Annotated in this window: 21 protein-coding genes; 11 read left to right on the top strand and 10 right to left on the bottom strand. The window is 73.2% G+C overall.

Features of this window, described 5'->3' with window-relative positions:
* Positions 1-9 precede the first annotated feature (9 nt).
* Positions 10-1,107 (bottom strand): hypothetical protein, encoded by a 1,098-nt coding sequence (locus tag OG435_RS43570; protein WP_266886201.1) that lies wholly within the window; start codon positions 1,105-1,107, stop codon positions 10-12.
* Positions 1,108-1,217: 110 nt separating this feature from the next.
* Here OG435_RS43570 and OG435_RS43565 point away from each other — a divergent pair, with 110 nt between their 5' ends.
* A complete protein-coding gene (locus tag OG435_RS43565) occupies positions 1,218-1,658 on the top strand; it encodes a hypothetical protein (protein WP_266886199.1) in 441 nt (146 codons plus the stop codon).
* An 80-nt stretch (positions 1,659-1,738) separates the two neighbouring features.
* Here OG435_RS43565 and OG435_RS43560 read toward each other — a convergent pair whose 3' ends face one another.
* Complete coding sequence (locus OG435_RS43560) at positions 1,739-2,335, bottom strand: ankyrin repeat domain-containing protein (protein WP_266886197.1); 597 nt, start codon at positions 2,333-2,335, stop codon at positions 1,739-1,741.
* Between the two features lie 71 nt (positions 2,336-2,406).
* The gene (locus OG435_RS43555; protein WP_266886195.1) at positions 2,407-2,988 is read right to left on the bottom strand and encodes a GlcG/HbpS family heme-binding protein; all 582 of its coding nucleotides are present in this window, start codon (positions 2,986-2,988) and stop codon (positions 2,407-2,409) included.
* Positions 2,989-3,283: 295 nt separating this feature from the next.
* Between OG435_RS43555 and OG435_RS43550 the strand changes: the two genes are divergently transcribed.
* Positions 3,284-4,456, top strand: a complete 1,173-nt coding sequence (locus OG435_RS43550; RefSeq protein WP_266886576.1) for a sensor histidine kinase — start codon at positions 3,284-3,286, stop codon at positions 4,454-4,456.
* 17 nt (positions 4,457-4,473) lie between these two features.
* Here OG435_RS43550 and OG435_RS43545 read toward each other — a convergent pair whose 3' ends face one another.
* Entirely contained in the window at positions 4,474-5,463 is a 990-nt protein-coding gene (locus OG435_RS43545) for a toxin glutamine deamidase domain-containing protein (protein ID WP_266886193.1), read from the bottom strand.
* Positions 5,464-5,712: 249 nt separating this feature from the next.
* Between OG435_RS43545 and OG435_RS43540 the strand changes: the two genes are divergently transcribed.
* Positions 5,713-6,033: a hypothetical protein gene (locus OG435_RS43540; protein WP_266886191.1), complete on the top strand. Its 321-nt coding sequence runs from the start codon at positions 5,713-5,715 to the stop codon at positions 6,031-6,033.
* Here OG435_RS43540 and OG435_RS43535 read toward each other — a convergent pair.
* Entirely contained in the window at positions 6,009-6,287 is a 279-nt protein-coding gene (locus OG435_RS43535; protein ID WP_266886189.1) for a hypothetical protein, read from the bottom strand. The genes OG435_RS43540 and OG435_RS43535 overlap by 25 nt on opposite strands.
* Positions 6,288-6,423: 136 nt before the next feature.
* Here OG435_RS43535 and OG435_RS43530 point away from each other — a divergent pair, with 136 nt between their 5' ends.
* On the top strand, positions 6,424-6,894 hold the full coding sequence (locus OG435_RS43530) for a hypothetical protein (protein WP_266886187.1): 471 nt from the start codon (positions 6,424-6,426) through the stop codon (positions 6,892-6,894).
* A 216-nt stretch (positions 6,895-7,110) separates the two neighbouring features.
* Entirely contained in the window at positions 7,111-9,081 is a 1,971-nt protein-coding gene (locus OG435_RS43525; protein WP_430625856.1) for a flavin monoamine oxidase family protein, read from the top strand.
* 23 nt (positions 9,082-9,104) lie between these two features.
* On the opposite strand, the gene OG435_RS43520 is transcribed toward OG435_RS43525, so the two are convergent.
* The 3 genes from OG435_RS43520 to OG435_RS43510 form a co-directional block, all read right to left on the bottom strand.
* The gene (locus OG435_RS43520) at positions 9,105-11,039 is read right to left on the bottom strand and encodes a CASTOR/POLLUX-related putative ion channel (protein WP_266886183.1); all 1,935 of its coding nucleotides are present in this window, start codon (positions 11,037-11,039) and stop codon (positions 9,105-9,107) included.
* Between the two features lie 223 nt (positions 11,040-11,262).
* Positions 11,263-11,709, bottom strand: a complete 447-nt coding sequence (locus OG435_RS43515; RefSeq protein WP_266886181.1) for a DUF7144 family membrane protein — start codon at positions 11,707-11,709, stop codon at positions 11,263-11,265.
* 326 nt (positions 11,710-12,035) lie between these two features.
* Positions 12,036-13,442: an MFS transporter gene (locus tag OG435_RS43510; RefSeq protein ID WP_266886179.1), complete on the bottom strand. Its 1,407-nt coding sequence runs from the start codon at positions 13,440-13,442 to the stop codon at positions 12,036-12,038.
* Between the two features lie 156 nt (positions 13,443-13,598).
* Between OG435_RS43510 and OG435_RS43505 the strand changes: the two genes are divergently transcribed.
* The 4 genes from OG435_RS43505 (at position 13,599) to OG435_RS43490 (ending at position 17,180) form a co-directional block, all read left to right on the top strand.
* Positions 13,599-13,958 carry an ArsR/SmtB family transcription factor gene (locus OG435_RS43505; RefSeq protein ID WP_266886177.1) on the top strand — a complete coding sequence of 120 codons (360 nt, stop codon included), beginning with the start codon at positions 13,599-13,601 and terminating at the stop codon, positions 13,956-13,958.
* A gap of 140 nt (positions 13,959-14,098) precedes the next feature.
* Complete coding sequence (locus OG435_RS43500) at positions 14,099-14,473, top strand: MgtC/SapB family protein (protein WP_266886175.1); 375 nt, start codon at positions 14,099-14,101, stop codon at positions 14,471-14,473.
* Positions 14,470-14,604, top strand: a complete 135-nt coding sequence (locus OG435_RS43495; RefSeq protein ID WP_266886173.1) for a hypothetical protein — start codon at positions 14,470-14,472, stop codon at positions 14,602-14,604. Before OG435_RS43500 ends, OG435_RS43495 begins: the two co-directional genes overlap by 4 nt.
* 62 nt (positions 14,605-14,666) lie before the next feature.
* The gene (locus tag OG435_RS43490; protein WP_266886171.1) at positions 14,667-17,180 is read left to right on the top strand and encodes an MDR family MFS transporter; all 2,514 of its coding nucleotides are present in this window, start codon (positions 14,667-14,669) and stop codon (positions 17,178-17,180) included.
* Positions 17,181-17,198: 18 nt separating this feature from the next.
* Here OG435_RS43490 and OG435_RS43485 read toward each other — a convergent pair whose 3' ends face one another.
* Entirely contained in the window at positions 17,199-17,993 is a 795-nt protein-coding gene (locus OG435_RS43485; RefSeq protein WP_266886169.1) for a VOC family protein, read from the bottom strand.
* A 194-nt stretch (positions 17,994-18,187) separates the two neighbouring features.
* Here OG435_RS43485 and OG435_RS43480 point away from each other — a divergent pair, with 194 nt between their 5' ends.
* Positions 18,188-19,048 carry a sulfurtransferase gene (locus tag OG435_RS43480; protein WP_266886167.1) on the top strand — a complete coding sequence of 287 codons (861 nt, stop codon included), beginning with the start codon at positions 18,188-18,190 and terminating at the stop codon, positions 19,046-19,048.
* An 89-nt stretch (positions 19,049-19,137) separates the two neighbouring features.
* Here the strand turns inward: OG435_RS43480 and sepH are convergent, their stop codons facing one another.
* Entirely contained in the window at positions 19,138-20,154 is a 1,017-nt protein-coding gene (gene sepH, locus OG435_RS43475; protein ID WP_266886165.1) for a septation protein SepH, read from the bottom strand.
* A gap of 502 nt (positions 20,155-20,656) precedes the next feature.
* On the opposite strand from sepH, the gene OG435_RS43470 reads away from it, so the two are divergent.
* Positions 20,657-21,535 carry a hypothetical protein gene (locus OG435_RS43470; RefSeq protein ID WP_266886163.1) on the top strand — a complete coding sequence of 293 codons (879 nt, stop codon included), beginning with the start codon at positions 20,657-20,659 and terminating at the stop codon, positions 21,533-21,535.
* The last annotated feature ends 4 nt before the right edge of the window (positions 21,536-21,539 follow it).

Here is a 21,539-nt window from a genome sequence, read left to right as displayed (position 1 = left end):
ACGCGCCTCCTACTGGAAGCTGAGCCGGTGCGGGTGCGTCGGAGTGGTGGGGCAGGTGTGGATTCGCATGAGGCCGCGGCCGAGGTAGACGCCGGTCGGGTCGCTGATCCGGCTGTCCGGTAGGGAGTCCTGGTCCTCCAGGGGGATCCAGCTCTCGGAGGCTCCGTCCCATTCGCTGACGTCCACGGTGAGCAGGGGAGGCATGGGTGCTCCGCAGACTCCGCAAGCGATGGGCGTCGGGTCCGTGAGGTGCCAGGAGGCGAAGCCGCCGACCTTCCAGCCGGGTGCGATGGACAGATCGCCCCGGTAGGTCACCTCGTCGGCCTCGTCCGCGCGCGCGGCGGCCATGGCGGCCTCGTACTCCTCGTACGTGGCGGAGCGGGAGGGGGCGGAGAAGCCGACGGCGTCGTCGTCCTCTTCGTCCTCTTCTTCGTCTCCCACCTCCCACACGTTGATGGCCTCCTGAAGGCCCTCGTCCAGCAGACCCTCGTACTCGTGCTCCACCACTTGCTCGGGGTGGAGCACGCACGTGTTCGGAACGCATTCGGCCCTGCCCACCACTACGGGTTCAGGGTTCACGTCGAGGGCCTCGCCCACGTCCTGGGAGCGCCGCCACTTCAGCACGACCTCGATGGTCCGGTCGGGGCCGTGCACCTCGAAAGGACACCAGAGGACCTGGAGCAGGTCACAACCGTCCGGTCCGGTCAGGTCGGGGACGTCGCGGGCGAAGAGCTGCGCGGCGGCGAGCAGCGGAATCGGGTCGGCGTCCGCGATCTGCGGGGCGTGCGGTCCTGGCCGGAGGGTGTCCAAGACCGCGCGTTCCGTATCGGTGGGGCCCGACCCGGGATGACGGTGCCATGCCCCGTCGAGGATCTGCCGCTGGAGGCGCACGTCCGACAGACGGTGCCCGCTGCCCTTGGGATGGACGGCGGTGCACACGGGCCACGGTTCGCCGGCGGGCCACAGGAGCGGGCCGGCCACCGAGCTGTCGCCGGCCGTCGGGGAGCCGGGGCGCGGGTGGAGGCGCGTGCTGGTACGGCGGTGGTCGGCGAGGTCCGGGAACCGGGCCTCGGCGTCGACCGGGCGGGGCGGTGTGGTGCGGGGCACGCGATCCTCACTCGCTGGGACGGAAGCAATGACAAGGAGGTGGAACGCTACGCCAAGATCAACGAAGATGGCGGCGACCATCACCTGTTCTACGAGAGCGGTGGCCGAGGGTGAGAGACGAGCAGAGCGGGAGCGCGCCGGCGCCGCAACTGGCGAAGGCCGGGCTGGAGACTGTGGCGCAGGGCATCGCCGAGGGGCTGCCCTCGTACGCGCGGGCCTTCCAGGTCGTCGTCAACATCGAGGTGGTCCCGCTGGCCACCGTGCCGCGCTCGGCGCCGGGGGCGTTGGTGGAGGCCGACCGGCTGTGGCTGGAGCACGCGCGGAACGCTGCCGTCATCGATGGGGAGGGCTGCTTCCTGGTCCAGGGGGCCGGTCGCGACTGGGTCCGGGTGCGCCGCACCTCGCGCACCGCGCTCTCCGCCGCCCTCGCACCCGGGGCCGGATCCATGGTCATCGCGATGTCCCCGGACGGCCGACGACTGTGCGCCCTCACCGAGGAGGACGACGACTACTGGATCGTCGTGCACCGTTTCGAGGACCGCCCCGTGTGACCCGGGGCGGGGCGGGACGGTACCGGCGGCAGTGCCTCCGTACCGTGGAGCCCGCCGCCGATCACCATGCGTGGTCGTTCCTACCGTACGGACCTGAGCAGGCCGGCGATCTGCGTGAAGCCGCGGCGTTCCGCGTGTTCGAGCGGGGTCACGCCGTCGCCGTCCGGAAGGTGCGCGGTGGCGCCGGCGGTGATCAGCAGTTCCACGATCTCCTGGTGCGCGCGGCCGCCGTCGCCGAGGATGACGGCTTCGAGCAGTGCGGTCCAGCCGAGCCGGTTGACGTGGTCGACGTCGATTTCGGTTTCCCGGAGCAGGGCCCGCACGTAGTCGACGTGGCCGCGTTCGGCGGCGGGGATCAGGGCGATGCCGCCGAAGCGGTTGCGCCGGGCGAGGTCGGGGCGGGCCGGGAGCAGGGTGCGCATCATGCGGACGCTGCCGGTGACGCCGGTGACCAGCCAGGGGCTGTCGTCGCGTTCGTCCTGGGCGTTCGGGTCGGCGCCGGCGGCGACGAGGACCTCGGCCGCCGCCACGTGGTCGCCGAGGGCGGCGAGCAGGAGCGGGGTGCGGCGGTGTTCGTCGTAGGCCTCGATGTCGGCGCCCGCGGCGAGCGCCGCGCTCACGGCGTCGGCGTCGCCCGAGCCGGCGGCGGCCAGCAGGGTCGGGTCGGCAGGGGGCATGGGGGTCCTCCTCGGGTGGTCGGGGTGACGCGCGCCGTCAGGCTCGCACGGCTCCTTGTTCAGAGCCGCGACTACTTGTTCAGCGCCGCGACACCGGCCTGGGCGAACTTCTCGTCCAGGTCGCCGGAGGGCGCGCCCGCGACACCGATGCCCGCGATCGGGGCGTTCTTCGCGGTGACCGGGGCGCCGCCGCCGAGGAAGAGGGTGCCGGGGATGTCCTTCAGGGTCGGCGTCTGGGCGAGGCGGCCGGCCAGTACGGAGGTGGGGGCGTTCCAGGACACGGCGGTGTAGGCCTTGCGCTGGGCGGCCTCGTAGGACTGCGGTCCGGCGCCGTCGCCGCGCAGCGTGACGATGGTGTTGCCGTTGCGGTCCACCACCGCGACGGTGACGCGCTGGTTCTCCTTCTTCGCGGCGTCGAGCGCCGTCCGGGCGGCCTTCGTGGCGGCGTCGATGCTCAGGTGGGTCGACTGGGTCAGGTTCTTGTTCTTGGCGTCCGTCTTCGCATCGGCCTGCGCGGCCGGGGCGGGGGCCGGGGTCTGGACCGGAGCGGCGCTGGCGGCGTAGGCGCCGAAGCCGCCGAGGGCGAGGGCCGCGACCAGGGCGCCGCCGGCGATGGCACGGGTGCGCTGGGAGACCTTCTTGACCTGCTTCATGTGGACCGGCTCCTTGATGAGGGGTGGGGGGCGGTCCGTTCCGGCCGCCCCGCTCTGAGATCAATCCTGGGCCCGGCGGCGGCCCCGACCGGTCGGCTGGCCGGGTGCGTCCGGTGGGCAGGAGAGCGGACACGCGGGTCATCCGATCGGTCGACCCCGGTACGGCCCCACTCGGTGATAATGTGACTGTTTGTCCAGTTCGGGGCCCCTATGTCAAGAGGTGCACGTGCGGCTCGACCCCAGCGACCCCTCCGGCTCCGGCGGCGATCCGGACGACCGGTGGCTGGCGCTGGTCATGCGCGTCACCTTCTTCGTGCTGGTCGGTACCTCGATGGTCCGTTTCGTCCAGCGCCACACCCAGGAGGCCCGCGCCCCCTGGGTGATCGCCCTCGCCGTCGTGCTCGCGGTCCTCTACCTGCTCGGCCCCGCCACGGAGGTCAAGGCGCACCCGGGCCGTGGCGGCACGCCCTGGCCTCCGGCCCCCCGGCTCGCCTGGCTGGGCATGGTCGTCACCGCGTGGGCCGTCCTCGTCCTCCTCGCGCCCAGCTTCGCGTGGGCCGCGGTCCCCCTTTTCTACTCCGCGCTGCGCACCCTGCCGCCCGTCGCCGCGTACGCCCTCGTCGCGTTCCTCACGCTCTTCGTGATCTTCGCGCAGCTGACGCTGGCCCCCCGCTTCAACCTCGACCTGGTGATCGGACCGGCCGCCGTCGCGGCGCTCACCACCGCCGTCTTCCTCCACATGCAGCGGCAAGCGGCCCGCCAGCACGCCCTCATCGACGACCTCGTCCGCACCCGCCGCGAGCTCGCCGCCACCGAGCGCCGCGAAGGCACCCTCGCCGAACGCCAACGGCTGTCCATGGAGATCCACGACACGCTCGCCCAGGGCCTGTCGAGCCAGCGGATGCTGCTCCAGGCGGCCGAGCGGATCTGGGACAGCAACCCGGCCAAGGCCCGTGGCCACGTCCGTACCGCCGCGTCCATCGCCGAGCTCAACCTCGCCGAGGCCCGCCACTTCGTGCACGACCTCGCACCTGCCGACCTCGCCCACGGCGGCGGCCTCGACGCCGCGCTGCACGCCCTCGCCGAACGGGAGTCCGGCGCCGGACTCACGGTGCGCGTCCACATCGACGCGGGCGGGCGCGTCACCCCGCTGCCGGAACGCGTGCAGTCCGCGCTGCTGCGCATCGCACAGGGCGCGCTGGCCAACGTACGGGAGCACTCCGGTGCCACCACCGCCGCGCTCACCCTCACCCGGCTCGACGACCAGGTCGTCCTCGACGTGGCCGACAACGGACACGGGTTCGACCCCGCAGCCCTCCCCGAGGCCCCGTCCGGCGTGCGCGGACACGGCGTCCCGGCGATGCGGGCCCGGATACACCAGCTCGGCGGGACCCTGACCATCGAGTCGGCGCCCGGAGAGGGTGCCGTCCTGACCGCCGCCGTCCCGGTCCCGTCGCCTCGCCCTTGATCCGGGCTGCCGCGAGGTCACCAGCCGCCAGGGGAACCCCCGGCCGTCACCCGGGCGAAGACCAGCTCCCGCAGCCCGGCAGTGTCCAGCCGCGCCAGTCCACCGGTCATCCCGTCCAGGAACACCACCGTTCCGTTGTTGTGCGCGTACACGAGGTGGCCGCTGACCTCGGTTCCGCGGATCGCCCGCCGCACCCACACCACGCCCTGCGTGCCGGGCCCGCCCTTCCCGGCTTGTGCGATCACCTCGTTCCAGTCGGCGCACCGCAACTGCTCCGCCGTGGGGAAGTGGCGCCGTAGCAGCAACTGCCACCACCCCGGCGCCTCGTGAGCCGGCTGCCACGGCAGCGGTGAGGACGGCAGGCCCGCGATCGCAGCGGCCACCGTGACCACGCATCCACGCGAGTTCAGTCGCCGCGCCTGCCTCTCCGGATCGCGCTCCACCCGGTTCTGCGTGTATGCCGCGGCATCGCCCCAGGGGTCATCGGCCGCAGGATGGAACGGCACCCCGAGATCCTTGGGCACCACCAGGGAGGCGGCCAGCAGCGGGGTCGGTGGATATCCGGGCCGCCCGATCGCCTGACACGCGAACAGCCATGTGCCGGCGTCCTCCGCGACCGGGTCGATGCTCGCCAGCTCGACCAGGCCGCGATAGGTGGCGAGCAGCCATTCCACGGCCATCTGCCAGGGCTCGGCACGCACTGTCCTCGCCAGGCCGGCGGTGTCCCAGCCGCCGTGCCGGACGTAGGCGAGATACTCGTCCAGGGGGAGGTGCGAGGGAGGGAAGCGCACCGGGGAGCCGTCCTTGGGGACGAGGACCATCCTCGTGAGAGGCCCGGCCGCCCCACCGGTCGCGTCGATGCCCTGCTGCGTGTCGTACCTGATGATCCAGGCCGGCTCGACTTCCTCGCTGAACTGCGGCTGGACCACGACTGCCCACGGTTCGTGGGCGAATGCCCGTGCAAGGTAGGGGCGCGCCGCTTCCACGGCCTCGTTCAACGTGAGCATCTCTGGTTCCTGACGGCGCTGGCGATAGGGGACGTGCGCGATTTCGCTGACGCTCAGTGTCTCCAACCGGCTGAAGGGGTCGGCGTGGTGGTGCCGACAGTCCGGGCACGAGGCGGCCCAGGTGCTCGGACGGGTCGTCCTTGAAGCTGTCGGTCGGGGCGCCCACGCGGACGAGGAAACCGGCCTCAAAGACAACTACATTCGACGGGCACGGGCGGAGCGGTTCAGAAGACGCAGGGAGGCAGGGGTATGGCGGCTGACGGCCACCGGCTTCTCGTCGTCTCGGTCGAGAGCGCGGACGCCTCGCGGGCCGTGTGCGTGGTGCGGAGCCTGTACGGGTCCGCACGCGTCGGGACGCTCTACCAGGTGCCCTTCCCGGCGGGCGGAACCGTGGAACTGACGGAGATCGAGTGGTACGGGCACCCACGCGAGGTGCTGGACGCAATGCACCACGGGAAGGTCTGCCTCGTCGGGTCCGGTGCGGGTGCGCTGCGGGCCGAGGAAGTCCTGGCGGTGCGGGAACGGGGTGACCGGACCGACTCGGTTCACGTGAAGCGTGCTGCGAGCTGATGTCGCGCCGTGGCCCACGCGCTCTCGAACTGCTCCGCCGTGAGGGGTTCCGGCGCATGGCCCTCCCACTCGGACACCGGGGACTCGGCGGTGAATCCGTAGCGCGCGTCGGAGTCCGTGGCGCGGGCGGCGGTGACGGGGCGCCGCTCAGGGCCTTGGAGCTCGGCCTGGCGGGTCACCCACCCGTCGTCGCCGGTCTCGAAGTAGAACCAGGTGTCTTCCTCGGCCCAGTAGCTGCGGAACCATCGCGTCATCGCGTCATCGCGCCGTCATGGGCGCAGGGTTGCACCGGGTCATTCCACCGACGTCCGTTCGCATGCCTTGATTCTGCCTGGCGGGCGCGTAGGGTGCAGCCCCGGTCGCGTCGGGCCGGTGACGGATGAGGTGCGGATGAGCGGGACCCCCGGGACGGACGCCTTGTGGGCGCGGCTGTCGGCTGCCGCGCGGGCGGCGGTGGCTGCCGTCGACGCGGAGCGGCTGGAGTGGGAACGGGCCCGCCTGTCCCCGGAGCGGCGGGGGGCGGTCACCGAGCCGGTGTACTCCGTACGACGCCGCTTCGAGGCGTGGGAGCGGCTGGGGCGGATCCTGGAGGCGGGACCCCGTCCGGACGAGTTCTATCCCTTCAGCGCCTACGAGAACGACCTCGACGGCAGGGACGGGCTGGCCGGGGTGATGGCCTCCCTCCCCCTGGAGGCCCGGACGGAGTTGGCGGGGGTCTTGGACGCGCTCGACACGCGGTTCGCGGCCGCCACCGAGCAGGACGTGACGGGAGCGCTGGACCCGTGGCTGCGCAGTGCGCGAGGCCGGGCGCCGCGCGCCCACGGCTGGTGGTGGCGCGTGCCGAAGTCCGCGCCGTGGTGAGTCCCGTCGGCGGTGTGTCCTTCGGAGGGCGCCCGCGAGGTTCCGTGTGCGCTCCGGAGCGACAGCGGCATCGCCGGGCGGCGCCCAAGGGCGGTCGTGCGAAACCCAGTTCGTCAGCACGGGGCGACCTGCGACGCACGTCCGGGTGATCCTTGGCCGCGCGGGCGCATTCTGGGCGATCGGGGCCGGGCGGACGGCGAAGGTTGCGTCATGATCATGGATCCCGATTCCAACTCCAAAGCCCCCGAGGCCCCCGAAGCCTCTGAAACCCCCGGCGACCGCCGACCGGCGTCCTCCCGCCGGCCCTCCCGCCGGACCGTCATCGCCGGTGCGGCCGCCGTCGCCGCGGCGGGCGGGTTGACGGTCGCCGTCACCTCCGCCGAGACCTCGCAGGCCGTCCCCGGAGCCGCGGTCGCCGACTGGGGCTCCTGCCTGACGATCGCGCGGGCCGTCCTCGTACGGGACGAGGAGGACCAGCCGCTCGTGCCGCGCTACGCCGACATCCTCCTGAAGAGCGGCCTGCCCCGCTCGCGCCGCCCCGGGAAGAAGGTGCTGATCGTCGGCGCCGGACCCGCCGGGCTCACCGCCGCGCACCTCCTGCGCGAAGCGGGGCACCAGGTCACCGTGATCGAGGCGAACGGCAATCGGGTGGGCGGCCGGATCAAGACCTTCCGCACCGGCGGCCACGAGAACGCCGCGCAGCCCTTCGCCGACCCGAAGCAGTACGCCGAGGCCGGCGCGATGCGCATCCCGGACAGCCACCCGCTGGTCACCGGCCTGATGGACAGCCTCGGCCTCAAGCGCCGGCGCTTCCACCTGGTCGACGTGGACGGGGCCGGCCGCCCCGCGTACCGCACCTGGATCTACGTCAACGGCATCCGCGTCCGCCGCGCCGACTACGCGCGCGCCCCGCAGGCGCTCAATCGTTCCTTCGGAGTGCCGCAGGCGTACGAGGCGGTGCCCGCCTCGCAGATCGTCCGCGACGCCTTCGCCCCCGTGCGCCGGGAGATCGAGGGCAAGAAGGACAAGGAACTCGTCGAGGGCTGGGCGCGCGTCATCCAGCGCTACGGCCACATGTCGATGTACCGCTTCCTGACGGAGGAGGCCAAGCTCGACGTACGGACCGTCGACCTGATCGGAACCGTCGAGAACCTCACCTCCCGCCTGCACCTCGCCTTCGTGCACAGCTTCATCGGCGCCTCGCTGATCAGCCCCGACACCGCCTTCTACGAACTGCCCGGCGGCACCGCCACCTTGGCCGACGCGATGTACGCCCGGGTCAAGGACCTCGTACGGCTCGACCGCCGTGCCACCCGCATCACCCACGGCGAGGGCCGGGTCACCGTCGAGACCGTCTCCGAGGGCCGCGGCGGCAGCCCCGTGCGGCGCGAGACCTTCACCGCGGACGCGGCCGTCATCACCGTCCCCTTCTCCGGGCTGCGCCACATCCCCATCACCCCGGCGCTCTCCTACGGCAAGCGGCGCGCGGTCACCGAGCTGCACTACGACGCCGCCACCAAGGTGCTGCTCGAATTCAGCCGCCGCTGGTGGGAGTTCGACGAGGCCGACTGGAAGCGCGAGCTGGAGGCCGTACAGCCCGGCCTGTACCGCAAGTACCAGACCGGGCGGACCCCGGCGGACGGAACCCTGCTGGGCGCCCACTCCTCCGTCCGCGCGGGCCGCATCTCCGCTGCCCAGCGTTCGCACTACGCCGCCACCCGGGTGGTCAGCCGCGACCAGCCCGAAGCGGCCGGCGTCATCGGCGGCGGGTCCGCCACCGACAACCCCAACCGCTTCATGTTCCAGCCGTCCCACCCCGTCGAAGGCAGTGCCGGCGGCGTGCTCCTGGCCTCCTACAGCTGGTCGGACGACGCCCTGAAGTGGGACTCGCTGGACGACGAGGAGCGCTACCCGCGCGCCCTCGCGGGCGTCCAGGAGGTGTTCGGGCAGCGCGTCGAGGTGTTCTACACCGGTGTCGGCCGCACCCAGTCCTGGATGCGCGACCCGTACGCCTACGGGGAGGCCTCCGTCCTGCTGCCCGGCCAGCACACCGAGCTCTTCCCCGACGTCCGCAAGGCCGAGGGCAGCCTGCACTTCGCCGGGTGCCACACGTCCATCAAGCCCGCGTGGATCGAGGGGGCCCTGGAATCCGCGGTACGGACCGCCCTGGAGGTGCACACCGCGTAGCGGCCGCCCCCCTGGCGGCGCCGTCAGCTCTCGGCGAGCACGATCAGCCAGTCCTCCTCGGAGAACCGGATCCGCTGCCGCTTGTCGGGGTTGATCCGCACTCCGTGGCCGGGGGCCGTGGCGCTGCCCGCGCGCAGCCGGTAGCCGACGGCGCACTCCCGGCGGCGCCGCGCCGACTCCACGGCGGTGGCGAAGCAGACCTCGTGGCCGGCCCGGACGTAGTCCGTGGCCGGCTTGAGGTGGAACTCGTGGCCCTCCGCCGTGAACAACTCCTCGAAGACCTCGGCGAGATACGGACTCTCCGAGATCTGCGTCATCAGCAGACTGATCAGCCGGCCGCTCACGATGAAGTCCGCGCCGCCCCGGGCGGGCGCGAGGAGCCGGTTGCGGTCGTCGGACATCTCGGTGGTGAGCGCGAGTTCGCGCCCCGCGGCGTCCCCGATGGCCCGCAGGTGCAGCAGGGTCACCAGCGTCCTGTCGTCCGCCGCGGCCTCCACCCCCTCCTGCGGATCCGTCACGGCCAGAGCCTGCGTCTCACCGATCACGATCACGCCGTCGTACGAGGGCACGTCCAGCTTGGCCAGCGTGAGCGGGTCGGTGATGTCGCCGGTGTGGAGGGAGACTTCGAGGCGGGACCGCGCGGCCGTGACGGCCAGCGCGTCGTGCGTGGACGCGTACGCGCCGAGCGCCACGACGTCCAGGGTGGTTCCGGGGCCCACGTACTGGTCGAGCTGCTCGATGACCAGCGGGGCGCGGCGGTTCCAGCCGAGCAGGAGGAGGCGTTCGGCCGGGGCGGGCCCGGGCCCGGGCGTCGACACGATCGCGCCCTCCTCCACGAGCGCGGCCAGCGCGGCCGGGTCCTCCCGTACGGCCGTGTCGTCGTCCCGGGAGATGACGACGATCCGGTCGGCCGGGCCGATCACCGTCCCCCGGACCGGATTGAGGGTGACGCTCCCGTCGGCGTGCAGCAGGCCGACCGCGCAGGACGTGGCGAACGACAGCAGCGCCTCGTCGAACGTCCGCCCCACGAGGCCCTCGGCGGCTACCGGGTAGAACTCGTCGCCCGCGAAGTCCAGCAACTCCGAGTAGACGAGAGAGAGACCGGGCTGCCGGGCCGTCTGGACGAGCAGCCGGGCGACGATGTCGTCGACGCACAGGACGTGGCCCGCGGGCCCGGCGGCGAGCCGGGCGGTGACGTGGTTGCGGGAGTCGCGGACGGCGGCGACCACCACCGCTTCCTTCTCGCCGGCCCCGGGGACCGCCGTGTCGAGGGCGAGGAGCGTCTTCACCACATGGGCGTCACCGGTGTCCCCGGTGGGCGGCAACACCAGCACCGCCTTCGCGGTGCGCGGACTCACCCGGCACAGCTCCGCGGGGTCCGTGGTGCTCCCGTTGCGGCAGACGATCCGCGTCCTGCCGCCGTCGCCGACGCGGGTGGCGATCTCGCTCTCCATCCACACCTTGTCCTGCGGGGCGAGCACGGCGACGGCGGACCGGCGCTGGTTCGCGTTCGCGGCCACCAGCTCCCCGATCACGGGGAAGACCTGGTCCGACCAGCCCAGCACGACGGTGTGCCGGGTCTCCAGCACGGTGGAGTGACCGAGGCGCAGCGACATGATGCGCCGGTTGATCCCCGTGGTGATCAGACTGACGAGGGTCGACACGAAGAGCAGCGCCACGAGCGCGAGCGAGACGGAGGCCAGCACGTGGAGCGGGGAGCCGACGGCGCCCCCGATCTTCAGGGTCTGGCCGACGCTGACCCACACGGCGGTGAGCCGGCCGGAGAGCGTGGCCGGAGCGGCCCGGTCGGACCAGACGAGGACCGTGCTCGCCGGTACGACGACGGCCAGGCAGGCCAGGGCGAGCCAGCCGATGAGCGCGGTCGTTCCGCCCGAGACCAGATGGTCGAAGCGGTACCGGAGACGGAGCCGGAGTGACGTCGTGTGCTGCTGCGCCACACAAGCTCCTGTACATGGGTCGACGCGCCGGTCGGAGCGGCTGCCCGCCCACCGGAAGTCACCCTAGGCAGATGTCCGCTCCCGCCCCTCGTGAACTGCACTGACCTCACTCAGAGGTATGAATGTGCCGGTGGACGTGCCAGGGGCGTCCTTCCCGTTCACCACGCCCGGCCGGTGGCAGGTGGCCGGTGCGCGGATCGGGGAAGGACGCCCGGTACGCCGTTCAGAAGGTGGTGGAGCGGGAGGCGCCCCTGTCCGTGCACAGGGCCCAGATGATGAAGACGCCGATGGCGATCGAGATGAGGCCCCAGAGCGGTGTGTAGGGCAGCCACAGGAAGTTGAGGATGATGTCCAGCGCGACGATCACCACACCCGTGACCTTGGCCCAGGCCGCGCCCTTGAGGATGCCCGCGCCGACGACCACGAGCACGATGCCCAGGAGCAGGTGGATCCAGCCCCACGCCGTGACGTCGAACTTGAAGGTGTAGTCGCCGACGCTCGCGTAGACGTCGTCGTTCGCGATGCCGACGATTCCCTTCAGGATGCCGAGTACGCCTTCCACGAGCATCAGCACAGCGGCGAACACGGTGCCGCTCGCCGCCCACGGGTTCGGCCCGTCGGAGGTGTAGCCGCTGTTGGGGGCCCTGCTGGGGGGCGTTGCCTGTGCCACGGGAGGCTCCTTCGTCCGGCGGGACACCGAGGTCCCGCGTTGCGCCCAGCGTCGGTGGCGGGGGAGCGTTGGGACATTCGAGCGCGGCCATTCGGGTGAATTTCCAGGGCGGGCGCGTCCCCCGGAAGGTCGGCAGGGCGGGGTGCCCTGCCGGCCTTCCGGGGGACGCGGGAATGCGGTGATGCGGGGTACGTCGGCCAGTTCGGCCGGGCGGTCGCGGTGCTCTTGTCGTTCCCGCTCGCCGGGTCGATGTAGGACTCGCCCAGGGAGGGCCAGTGCGGTGATCTATTCACACAGATGCAGCCCGTCGGCCCTGCGTCGCCGGCTCAGCCGTGGGCGGCGTGCAGGTCGTCCGTGAAGTGGTGGTGGCTGTGCCGCCACCCCGCACCGGCCGGACGCGCCCCGCGCAGGTGCGGATGCCCGGGTGTCAGCCCACGGTGCTCGTGCTCGTGTACGTGGCCCCGGGCCCCGGCGCCCGCCTCCGCGGCCCTTCCCTCCGGGGCCTTTTCCTCCGTGACCCTCCCCGCCGCGGCCGGCCACAGGCGGGCGGCGAGGATCGCCGCGGCGAGCGCGATCGTGCCCAGGGCCGCCGTCGCCCACCCGAGCCCGGCCTTCGCGCCGACCCAGCCCGCGAGCGGGTAGGTCAGCAGCCAGGCGGCGTGCGACAGGGAGAACTGGGCGGCGAACACCGCGGTGCGGTCCCCCTCCGGCGCGGCGCGCCGCAGCACCCGGCCGGCCGGCGTGAGCACCATCGAGCACGCCGCCCCGAACCCGGCCCACGTGGCCAGCAGCGCGGGCCATCGCCAACCGCCGCCGTGCGCGGAGGTGATGACCCCGAGGGCGCCGAAGGCGACGGGGAGCAGCAGGGCGCCGGTCAGCATCACCCGCCGGTCCGGGCGGTTCTCCAGGATCCGCGGCAGGGCCAGGGCCACGGCCATGGACCCGGCTCCGTAGGCGCCGAGCGCGAGGGCGACCGACTCGGCGGACAGCCCCAGGAACTCCCTTACGTACACGACGGAGTTGACGGTGACCACGGCTCCGGCGGCCGCGACCGCGAGGTTCATCGCCAGCAGGGACCGCAGCTGCGGGACGCCGAGGAACAGGCGCGTCCCCGCGGTGGCCTTGGCGTAGGCGCCCGCGCCGGACGGGGCGGAGACCCGCGCCCGCCGGGGCAGGGCGGCGGACACCACGAGCACGGACGAGGCGAGGAATCCGGCGGCCGTACCGAGGAACAGCCGGTCGTAGGTGATCACGGACAGCAGCGCGGCCGCGAGCGCGGGGCTGAAGAGGCTCTCCAGGTCGTAGGCGAGCCGGGACATGGACAGGGCCCGCGTGTAGTCGCGCTCGTCCGGTAGGACGTCGGGGATCAGGGCCTGGAAGGTGGGGGTGAAGGCGGCCGAGGCGGTCTGCAGCAGGAAGATCAGGACGTAGACCTGCCACACCTGGCTCACGAACGGCAGGAAGACCGCGACGCCGGCCCGGATCAGGTCCGAGCCGACCAGCAGGGCCCGGCGCGGCAGCCGGTCGGCCACCGCGGCGATCACCGGGGCGACGGTGACGTACGCCGCCATCTTGATCGCGAGCGCCGTGCCGAGGACCGTACCCGCGTCGGCGCCCGCGAGGTCGTACGCGAGCAGGCCGAGGGCCACGGTGGCCAGGCCCGTGCCGGTCAGGGCGATGACCTGGGCGCCGAACAGGCGGCGGTAGGTGCGGTTGCGCAGCACGCTCGGCATGCGATTCCTCTCCGAGGCCGGGTGGTGGGTCCGTGGTGGGTCCGGTGCGGATCCAGGACTCCAATATATCCACACATGCGCATCTGCGCACATGTCCGATGGATTGCGGCTGCGGCCTCGCCCGGGGCCACCCCCGGGCGACCTACCCTGTGAGGTATGCCTGCTCGCGAACCTCAGCCACCTGCACCCGATACGCACCTACGGGATCCCGACAGGGCGCGCCTCGCCGAGGCGACCGAGGTCTTCGCGATGCTCTCGGACGTCACCCGGCTGCACCTCCTGTGGCTGCTCGCCCAGGAGGAGTCGGACGTCGGCACGCTCGCCGAGCGCTGCGAGGCCTCGCGGACCGCGGTGAGTCAGCACCTGGCGAAACTGCGGCTCGCGGGCCTCGTCGAGACCCGCCGCGAGGGTCGGCGCATCCACTACAGCCTGCGCGACGGGCACCTGCGCCGGCTCGTCGTGGAGGCCCTCAGCCACGCCGACCACCGGGTCAGCGGTACCGCCCCGCACAACTGACCCCCGCGGCGGCGCGCCCGGCGCCCGCGGCGGCCCCCGCGCGCTCTACTGACACGGACCACTGGCGCGGACTGCCGGCGCGGACCACTGGCACGGACAGCCGTGCCTCCGCGTGCGGAGGACTCCGGGAAGGGCGGCCGATGGACTACCGGCAGGCGGACACCTCCACCCTCGTCACGATCGGCCACCTCGCCGTGGCCTTCGTCCTCACCTACCTGCTGGGCCTCGAACGCACCCTGAGGGGAGCCGCCGCCGGCAACCGGACCTTCTCCATGATCGGCGTCGGCGCCGCCCTCGTGGCGGTCCTCGCCCTGGACGGCGCTCCCAACGCCCTCGCGGGAGTCGTCACCGGCGTCGGATTCATCGGAGGCGCCTGGTCTTCCGCCAGAGCCGCACCGAGGGCGACCTCGTCCACGGGGTCACCACCGCCGGAGCGATCTTCGCCGCGGCCGCGATCGGAGCGGCCGCCGGCCAGGGGCGCCTCGCCCTGGCCGTCGCGGCGACGGCCTTCGTGATCCTCGCGCTGGAGACCCGGCGCATCCCCGGCCTGAGCGTCTTCGACGGCCGCCGGTGGGCCCACCGCTTCCGCAGCGACGCCGACGTCCTGCGCCTGCACGGGGAGCGCAGCCCCAGCGCCGAGGACTGACCGATTCCACCGATTCCACCGATGCACTCCCGCGCGTTGGATAGCTGCACTATCCTCGGCGTGTGGATCAGCTGATCGTCGAAGACCCGACCCGTATCGGCCCGTACCGTCTGATCGCCCGGTTGGGTGCCGGCGGCATGGGCCTGGTCTACCTCGGCCGCTCCGAGGGCGGGCGCACCGTCGCCGTGAAGGTCGTGCAGGCCGAATACGCCGGGAACCCGGAGTTCCGCAGGCGCTTCGCCCGGGAGGTGGCCGCCGCGCGCCGGGTGGGCGGCAGTTGGACCGCGGCCGTCCTGGACGCCGACCCCGAGGCCGCCGTGCCCTGGGTGGCGACCCAGTACATCCCGGGACCCGACCTGCACGCGGTGGTCGCCAAGGACTTCGGGCCGCTGCCCGAGCACTCCGTGCACACCCTCGCCAACCGGCTCGCCCTCGCCCTGCGGGCCGTGCACGAGGCGGGCCTGATCCACCGTGACCTCAAGCCCTCCAACGTGCTCGTCACCGTCGACGGCCCGCGCGTCATCGACTTCGGCATCGCCCGGGCGATGGACAGCCTCGCCGGGGACAGCCTGCTCACCCACACCGGCATGCTGATCGGCTCGGCCGGGTTCATGTCGCCGGAGCAGGTCCGCGGCCTCGAACTCACCCCCGCCAGCGACGTCTTCTGCCTCGGCGCCGTCCTCGTCTACGCCGCCACCGGCCGGCTCCTCTTCGGCGCAGCGGACACCGGCCTCAACGCCCACCTCTTCCGCGTCGCCGAGGAGGAGGCGGACCTGACGGGCGTACCGGAGAGCCTGGCCGGCCTCGTACGCGACTGCCTGCACAAGGACCCGGCCCGGCGGCCCACCCCCGCGCAGGTGGCCGAACGCACCGCCACCGACCGGGCCGGGGAATGGCTGCCCGGCGCGGTCCTCGCCCAACTCGGGCGCCATGCCGCCGAGCTGCTGGACTTCGCCCCCGTGAGGCCCGCCGAGCCGCCCGCCGCGCAGGCCGACCCCCGCGTTCCGTCCGCGCGCCCCGAGCCCCGGCTCCCGTTGCCCCCGCCGCCCGAGTACGCCCCCACGGCCCCGGCGGACTTCGGCCCGGCACAGGGGTTCGGGCCGCCCCCGGTCCCCACCGCCGGCGGGTGGGCCGCGACGCCGTCCACGGCCTCCGGGGAGCCCGCCTCCCCCCACTCCAAGCGCTGGCGGGGCCTGGCGGTGGCCGCCCTCGCGCAGCTGATGGTGGTGTTCCAGGCGACGCTCTTCAGCGCGGCGTTGCCGAGTCTCCACAGGGACCTCCGCATCGAGGGCCAGGGTCCGTTCTTCATCGCGTACGCGGTCGCCTTCGGCGCGGTGCTCCTGCTCGGCGGGCACCTCGTGGACCTCCTGGGGCGGCGCCGGACGATGCTCATCGGCCTGGCCGGATTCGCGGCGGCCTGTGCGCTCGGCGGCGCGGCCGGCGGTTCCGGCGGGGTGCTCGCCCTGGCCCGCGTCCTGCAGGGCGTCTTCGGCGCCCTGGTGACACCGGCCGGACTCGCCCTGGTGGCCGCGGGCTTCACCGACCCCAGGGAACGCGGCAGGGCGTTCGGGATCTACGCCGCGCTGCTGGGCGGCGGTTCCGCGCTCGTGCTGTTCGCGAGCGGATGGCTCGTCGAGGGTCTGGCCTGGGAGGTGGCGCTGTTCGCCGCCGTCCCCGTCGCGGTGATCGCCCTGATCTGCGCACTCGCCCTGCCGCACGACCGCCCGGCCCCCGGCGGCGCCCGCCCGGACGTGCCCGGCGTGCTGCTGGGCTCCGGCGCGGTCGCCGCCCTCGTCTACGGCCTCGCAGCGAGCGAGTCACACAGCTGGGGCGCCCTCCTGGTGCTGCTGCCGGTCGTGGTCGGGGCCGTCCTGCTCGCGGTCTTCCTGCGGAGGCGGACCAGGTCCGCGCACCCGCTCCTGCCCCGGTACGTCCTGGGGGACCGCAACCGCGCCGGCAGCCTCCTCGCCCTGCTCCTGGCCGGGGCCGGCCTCCTGGTCCTGTTCCTGTCCGTGACCTTCTCCCTGCAGTACGTACTCGGCTACGCCCCGAGCATGACCGGGTTGCTCCTGCTCCCCATGTTCGCGGCGGTCGTCATCGGATCCACCCAGATCTCCGGCCGGCTGCTCCACCGTGCACCGCCCGGGGTCCTGATCGCGGCCGGGCTGGTGATCGCGGCGGTCGGACTGCTGCTCCTGAGCGGTCTGGAGGTCGGCGGCGTGTACGAGGTCCAGGTGCTGCCCGGCACGGTCCTCGCCGGTCTCGGCGCCGGCCTGGCCTTCACCCCGATCCTCGCCACCGCGACCGCGGGCGTCGCCCCACGGCACATCGGGGCCGCCTCGGCGGCCGTCATGACTGCCCACCAGCTGGGCGAGTCGATCGGCGGCTCGCTGCTCGCCGCGGTCTTCGCCGGCCGCCCGCGGGCCGAGTCGTACGAGGAGGTGGGCGAGTACCTGGTGAGGGGTTACACCACCACGCTCTGGTGGGCGTTCGCCGGTGTGCTGCTCGCGGCCCTGATCGGCGGCCTGATGGTCAACGCCAGGCCGTCACGGAGCGACGCGGGGCGGGAGGCCTAGGCCCGCCCCGCACCGCGGTCAGTTCCTCCCGCGTACGAGCGTGAACACCGCGCCCTCCGGGTCCGTGACGACGGAGAGGCGGCCGCTCAGGCCCTCGCGCGGCGGCTGGACGATCCCGCCGCCGAGCCGCACGACCCGGGCGGTGGCCGCGTCGGTGTCCTCCACCTCGAAGTACGTCATCCAGTGCGGCCCCCGGTCGTGGGGCAGGGAGCGGCCGACGCCGTGCACGGCCGCCACCGGCCGGCCCTCCAGGGACAGCGTGAGGTAGTCGAACTCGCCGGCGGCGTCGCCCGTGCCGGCGTGCGTACGTGCCTCGTGGCCGAAGACGTGCTCGTAGAACTTCCCGACCGTCGAGGTGTCCTGCGTGACCAGCTCGTGCCACACCGGGGTGCCGGGCCCCCCCGCGAGCCGGGTCCCGAGGTGGGACGCCGCCTGCCAGAGCCCGAAGATCGCGCCCAGCGGGTCCGAGCAGATCGCCACCCGTCCCGCGATCCCGGCGTCGAGCGGGCCCACCGCCACCGTGCCGCCGCAGGAGCGGACGGATTCGGCCGTGGCGTCGGCGTCGTCCGTGGCGAGGTACGTGGTCCAGGCCACGGGGAGCTGCCGGTCCGGCGGCAGCTCGCCGATCCCCGCCACCTCCCGCCCGCCGAGCATGGCCCGGACGTAGGGGCCCAGCTGCTGGGGGCCGGGCTCGTACTCCCAGCCGAACAGGTCGGCGTAGAACTCCTCGGTGGTCCCGAGGCCGTGCACCATCAGGCTCGCCCAGCACGGCGTGCCGGGCGTGCGCCGCGTTGCTTCCGATGCCTCGGTCATGTCAGCCGTCTCCTCCGTCGTCACGTCCGTGACCCTTCCCGGGCCTGATGCTTCCACTCCAGGAGGCCCGGCGCGCCCCGACCGGCCGGGTTTCTGGGGAGCCGGGCGAGATGTCCGGATCAGTGCGCCCCGTCCCGCCCCGTCGATGTCCGGCCTGTTACGCGGGGTGGCCGACGGGGAGCAAAATGGCCCGCATGACTGCGAACCCGCCCCGCTCCCCGCTCGTCTCCGCCGCCGGCCTGAAGGAGGAGATCTCCGGTCCGCTGCCGCCGGTGCTCCTCGACGTCCGCTGGCAGCTCGGCGGCCCGAACCTGCGGCCCGCGTACGAGGCCGGACACCTCCCGAACGCGGTCTACGTCGACCTCGACGCGGAACTTGCAGGCCCGGCGGGCTCCGGCGGCCGGCACCCGCTGCCCGATCCCGAGGAGTTCGGGGCGGTGATGCGGCGGGCCGGGGTCTCCGCGGAGACCCCGGTGGTCGTGTACGACGGCGGCCAGGGCTGGGCGGCAGCGCGCGCGTGGTGGCTGTTGCGCTGGACGGGTCACGCGCGGGTGCGGGTCCTGGACGGGGGACTGGCCGCGTGGGAGGCGGGCGGCGGTCCGCTGTCGGCCGAGGTCACTCCTGTGAGCGAGGGCGATTTCAAGCCAAATCCGGGTGCCATCGGACTGCTGGACGCGGATGAGGCGGCGGCGCTGGCCCGGACGGGTGTGCTGCTGGACGCACGGGCGGGCGAACGGTACCGGGGCGAGGTCGAACCGATCGACCCGGTCGGGGGTCACATCCCGGGGGCGCTGTCGGCGCCGACCACCGAGAACACGGGACCCGACGGCCTGCTCCTGGACCGCGAGACCCTGCGGGCCCGCTTCGAAGGCCTCGGCGTCCACGCCGACACCGGCACCCCGGTCGGGGTCTACTGCGGCTCGGGCGTCTCGGGGGCCCACGAGGTGCTGGCGCTGGCGACGGCGGGCATCCCGGCGGCGCTGTACGCGGGCAGCTGGTCGGAATGGTCCGCGGACCCGTCGCGCGAGGTGGCGGTCGGCGAGCTGCCGGGCTAGGCCGGCCGACGGACGGAGGCCCGGGCCCCCGCGACGGCCTCCGCCGCCGGGGCCCGGGCCCGGTCCGTACCGCTCCTGACTACTCCCGACTACTCCTGCTTCTTGCGGCGCGTGCCGAAGACGATCTCGTCCCAGCTCGGCACCGCCGCGCGGCGGCCGGGACGCACTCCGTCGGCCTCCGCCTGCCGGTCGGTGGTGCCCGTCAGCCGGTCCCGGTGTCCCGCCACGGTGCGCGGCATCAGGACGTCGGCGTACGCGGAACCCGCACCGGCCGACGCCGAAGCGGCGGGCGGCTCCTCCACCTCCGGCTCCTCGACCGGCTCCGGGACCACCAGGTCGCCGCGGAAGCTGGGTACCGCCTCCAGCAGGGCCGTCAGCGTGTCCCGCTCTTCCTCGGGCTCCGGCTCCGGCGGAGGAGCGGGCGCGGTCGGCCTCTCCATCTGACGGTCGAGCGCCCGGTCCAGCGGCCTGTCGCGCGGCAGCCGCGCGATCCTCGGCACGAACGGGAAGCTCGGTTCCGGGGTCGCCGGCAGGTCGTCCGACTCGCCGATCAGCGAGCGGGCCTCGTCGTCCACGGCCACGACCAGCCGACGCGGCGGGTCGTACGTCCAGCTCGCCGAGTGCGGTTCGCCCGCGACCCGGTAGACCAGCAGGACCTCCCAGGTGCCGTCGTCGCGGCGCCAGGAGTCCCACTGGACGGATTCCTTCTCGGCCCCGCGCAGCGAGAGCCGTTCCTGCACGGCCTCGCCGAGCTGCGGTCCGGTGTTCTCGCCGGGCCGGCGCACGGGGGTCTTGCGGGCCCGCTCGGCCATGAACGCGCGCTCGGCGAGCACGGGGCCCTCGAAGCGGCGTACCCGGTCGACGGGGATGCCGGCCATCTGGGCGACCTCCTCCGCGGAGGCACCGGCCCGTATGCGGGCCTGGATGTCGCGGGGGCGGAGGTGGCTCTCCACCTCGATCTCGATCTGGTTCAGGCGCGCACGGTCGTTGCGTACGGCAGCCCGGAGACGCTCGTCGATCGGAAGCGTGTACTCCGTGCTGTCCGCAGCTTTGAGCACCAGTCGTGTGCCGTCATTGGAGACGGCCACGACACGCAGTTCGGGCATGGGGACCTCCCGGGTGGTGCCTGCCGACGTCACGTGCGTCGCTGCTTCCGCTAGTCGAGTGTGGCCTGCCCGGGTGCAGCCTGCCACTACCTTGCCGAGTTAAACCGGCGTGTCGGGCATGCGCCCTTGATCGCTGTTATGGCACGGTTACCTGTTGGGCACGCACAGTGACCGAACGGTTACTGTGCGCAGCAGGATCCCGTGCGAAACCGCGGCATCGCCGGTCTCGAGTGCCGTTTATTCATCAGCCGGCCCCCTCTCCCGAGTCCGGACATCCGAAAGGAAGGACGGCCCCAGGGCTCGCCACAGTACTCCATTCGGGCCACCTGGGTGGACCGCCGCGCCGCCGAACTTGTCCCGGACGGCGGGAGTTGGGCTGCCCTGGATCGGGTCCACATCCGGGCGGACCTGCGTGCGCACCCGATTGCGGGTGTCTTGCTTCACAGAATCTCCGGAAACGGAACTATCCGTTTCGCTGACGTGTCAGTAACGGGAGAAGGCGTTGGAGCACGAGAGGCAGGACGCGCAGGGGATGTCGATGGGTCAGAAGACGTTGCCGGACTTCGAGCCGAAGCGGGAGAAGGAGAAGAAGAAGCTCGACCTGAGCGTGGCTCAGGTCGCGGGTTCCTCCCTCGCCACGGTCGCGGCGGCCGTGCTCGCCTCGGGGATGGGCCTCTACGGGACCATCATCGGCGCCGGCATCGTGAGCGTGGTGGCCACCGCGGGCGGACCCGTCATCCAGCACTTCTTCCGCCGCACCGGCGACCAGCTCCGTGAGACGGCCCGGCCGAAGGCCCGTCAGGTCCCGGTGTACGGGCCGGGGCCCGCCTCCGAGGGGCGGGCTCCGGACGGCACCATGCTGCTGGGCACCGTCCCCGTCGGCGGGCCGCCGCCGGACGAGGACTTCGGCCACGCCACCGTTCACGGCACCCGGGTGAGGGGCTGGAAGCGGACGGCCGTGGCATCGGCCGTGGTTTTCGCCGTGTCGATCGGCGGCATCGCGACCTACGAGGTGATCTCCGGTAACGCGGTCAGCAGCGGGGGCACCACCACGTGGGGCGGCACGGCCCGGAACGCGGCCGACAGCAAGCCGGCCCCGGGGACCGGCACCGGCAAGGACGGCGGTGGGAAGGGCGGGAAGTCCCCGGGCGCGGGGAACTCGCCGAGTCCCCCGGACCCGAAGGGGAGTCCGAGCCCCGGTTCGGGCCGGAGCCCCGCACCCTCCCATTCCCCGTCCTCGAAGCCCTCGCCGTCGCCGTCCCCGGACGCCTCGCCGTCCCCGTCCCCGTCCCCCGACGTGTCGCCGAGCCCCAGCCCGAAGCCCGAGGGCGGCAAGGTGACACCGAGCCCCGGCCCCGGGCAGGAGTCGCCCGCCCCCTGAGGCC

Origin of the sequence: Streptomyces sp. NBC_01264 (assembly GCF_026340675.1) — a bacterium.
Classification (GTDB): Bacteria; Actinomycetota; Actinomycetes; order Streptomycetales; family Streptomycetaceae; genus Streptomyces.
This window is presented reverse-complemented; position numbering and strand designations above follow the sequence as displayed.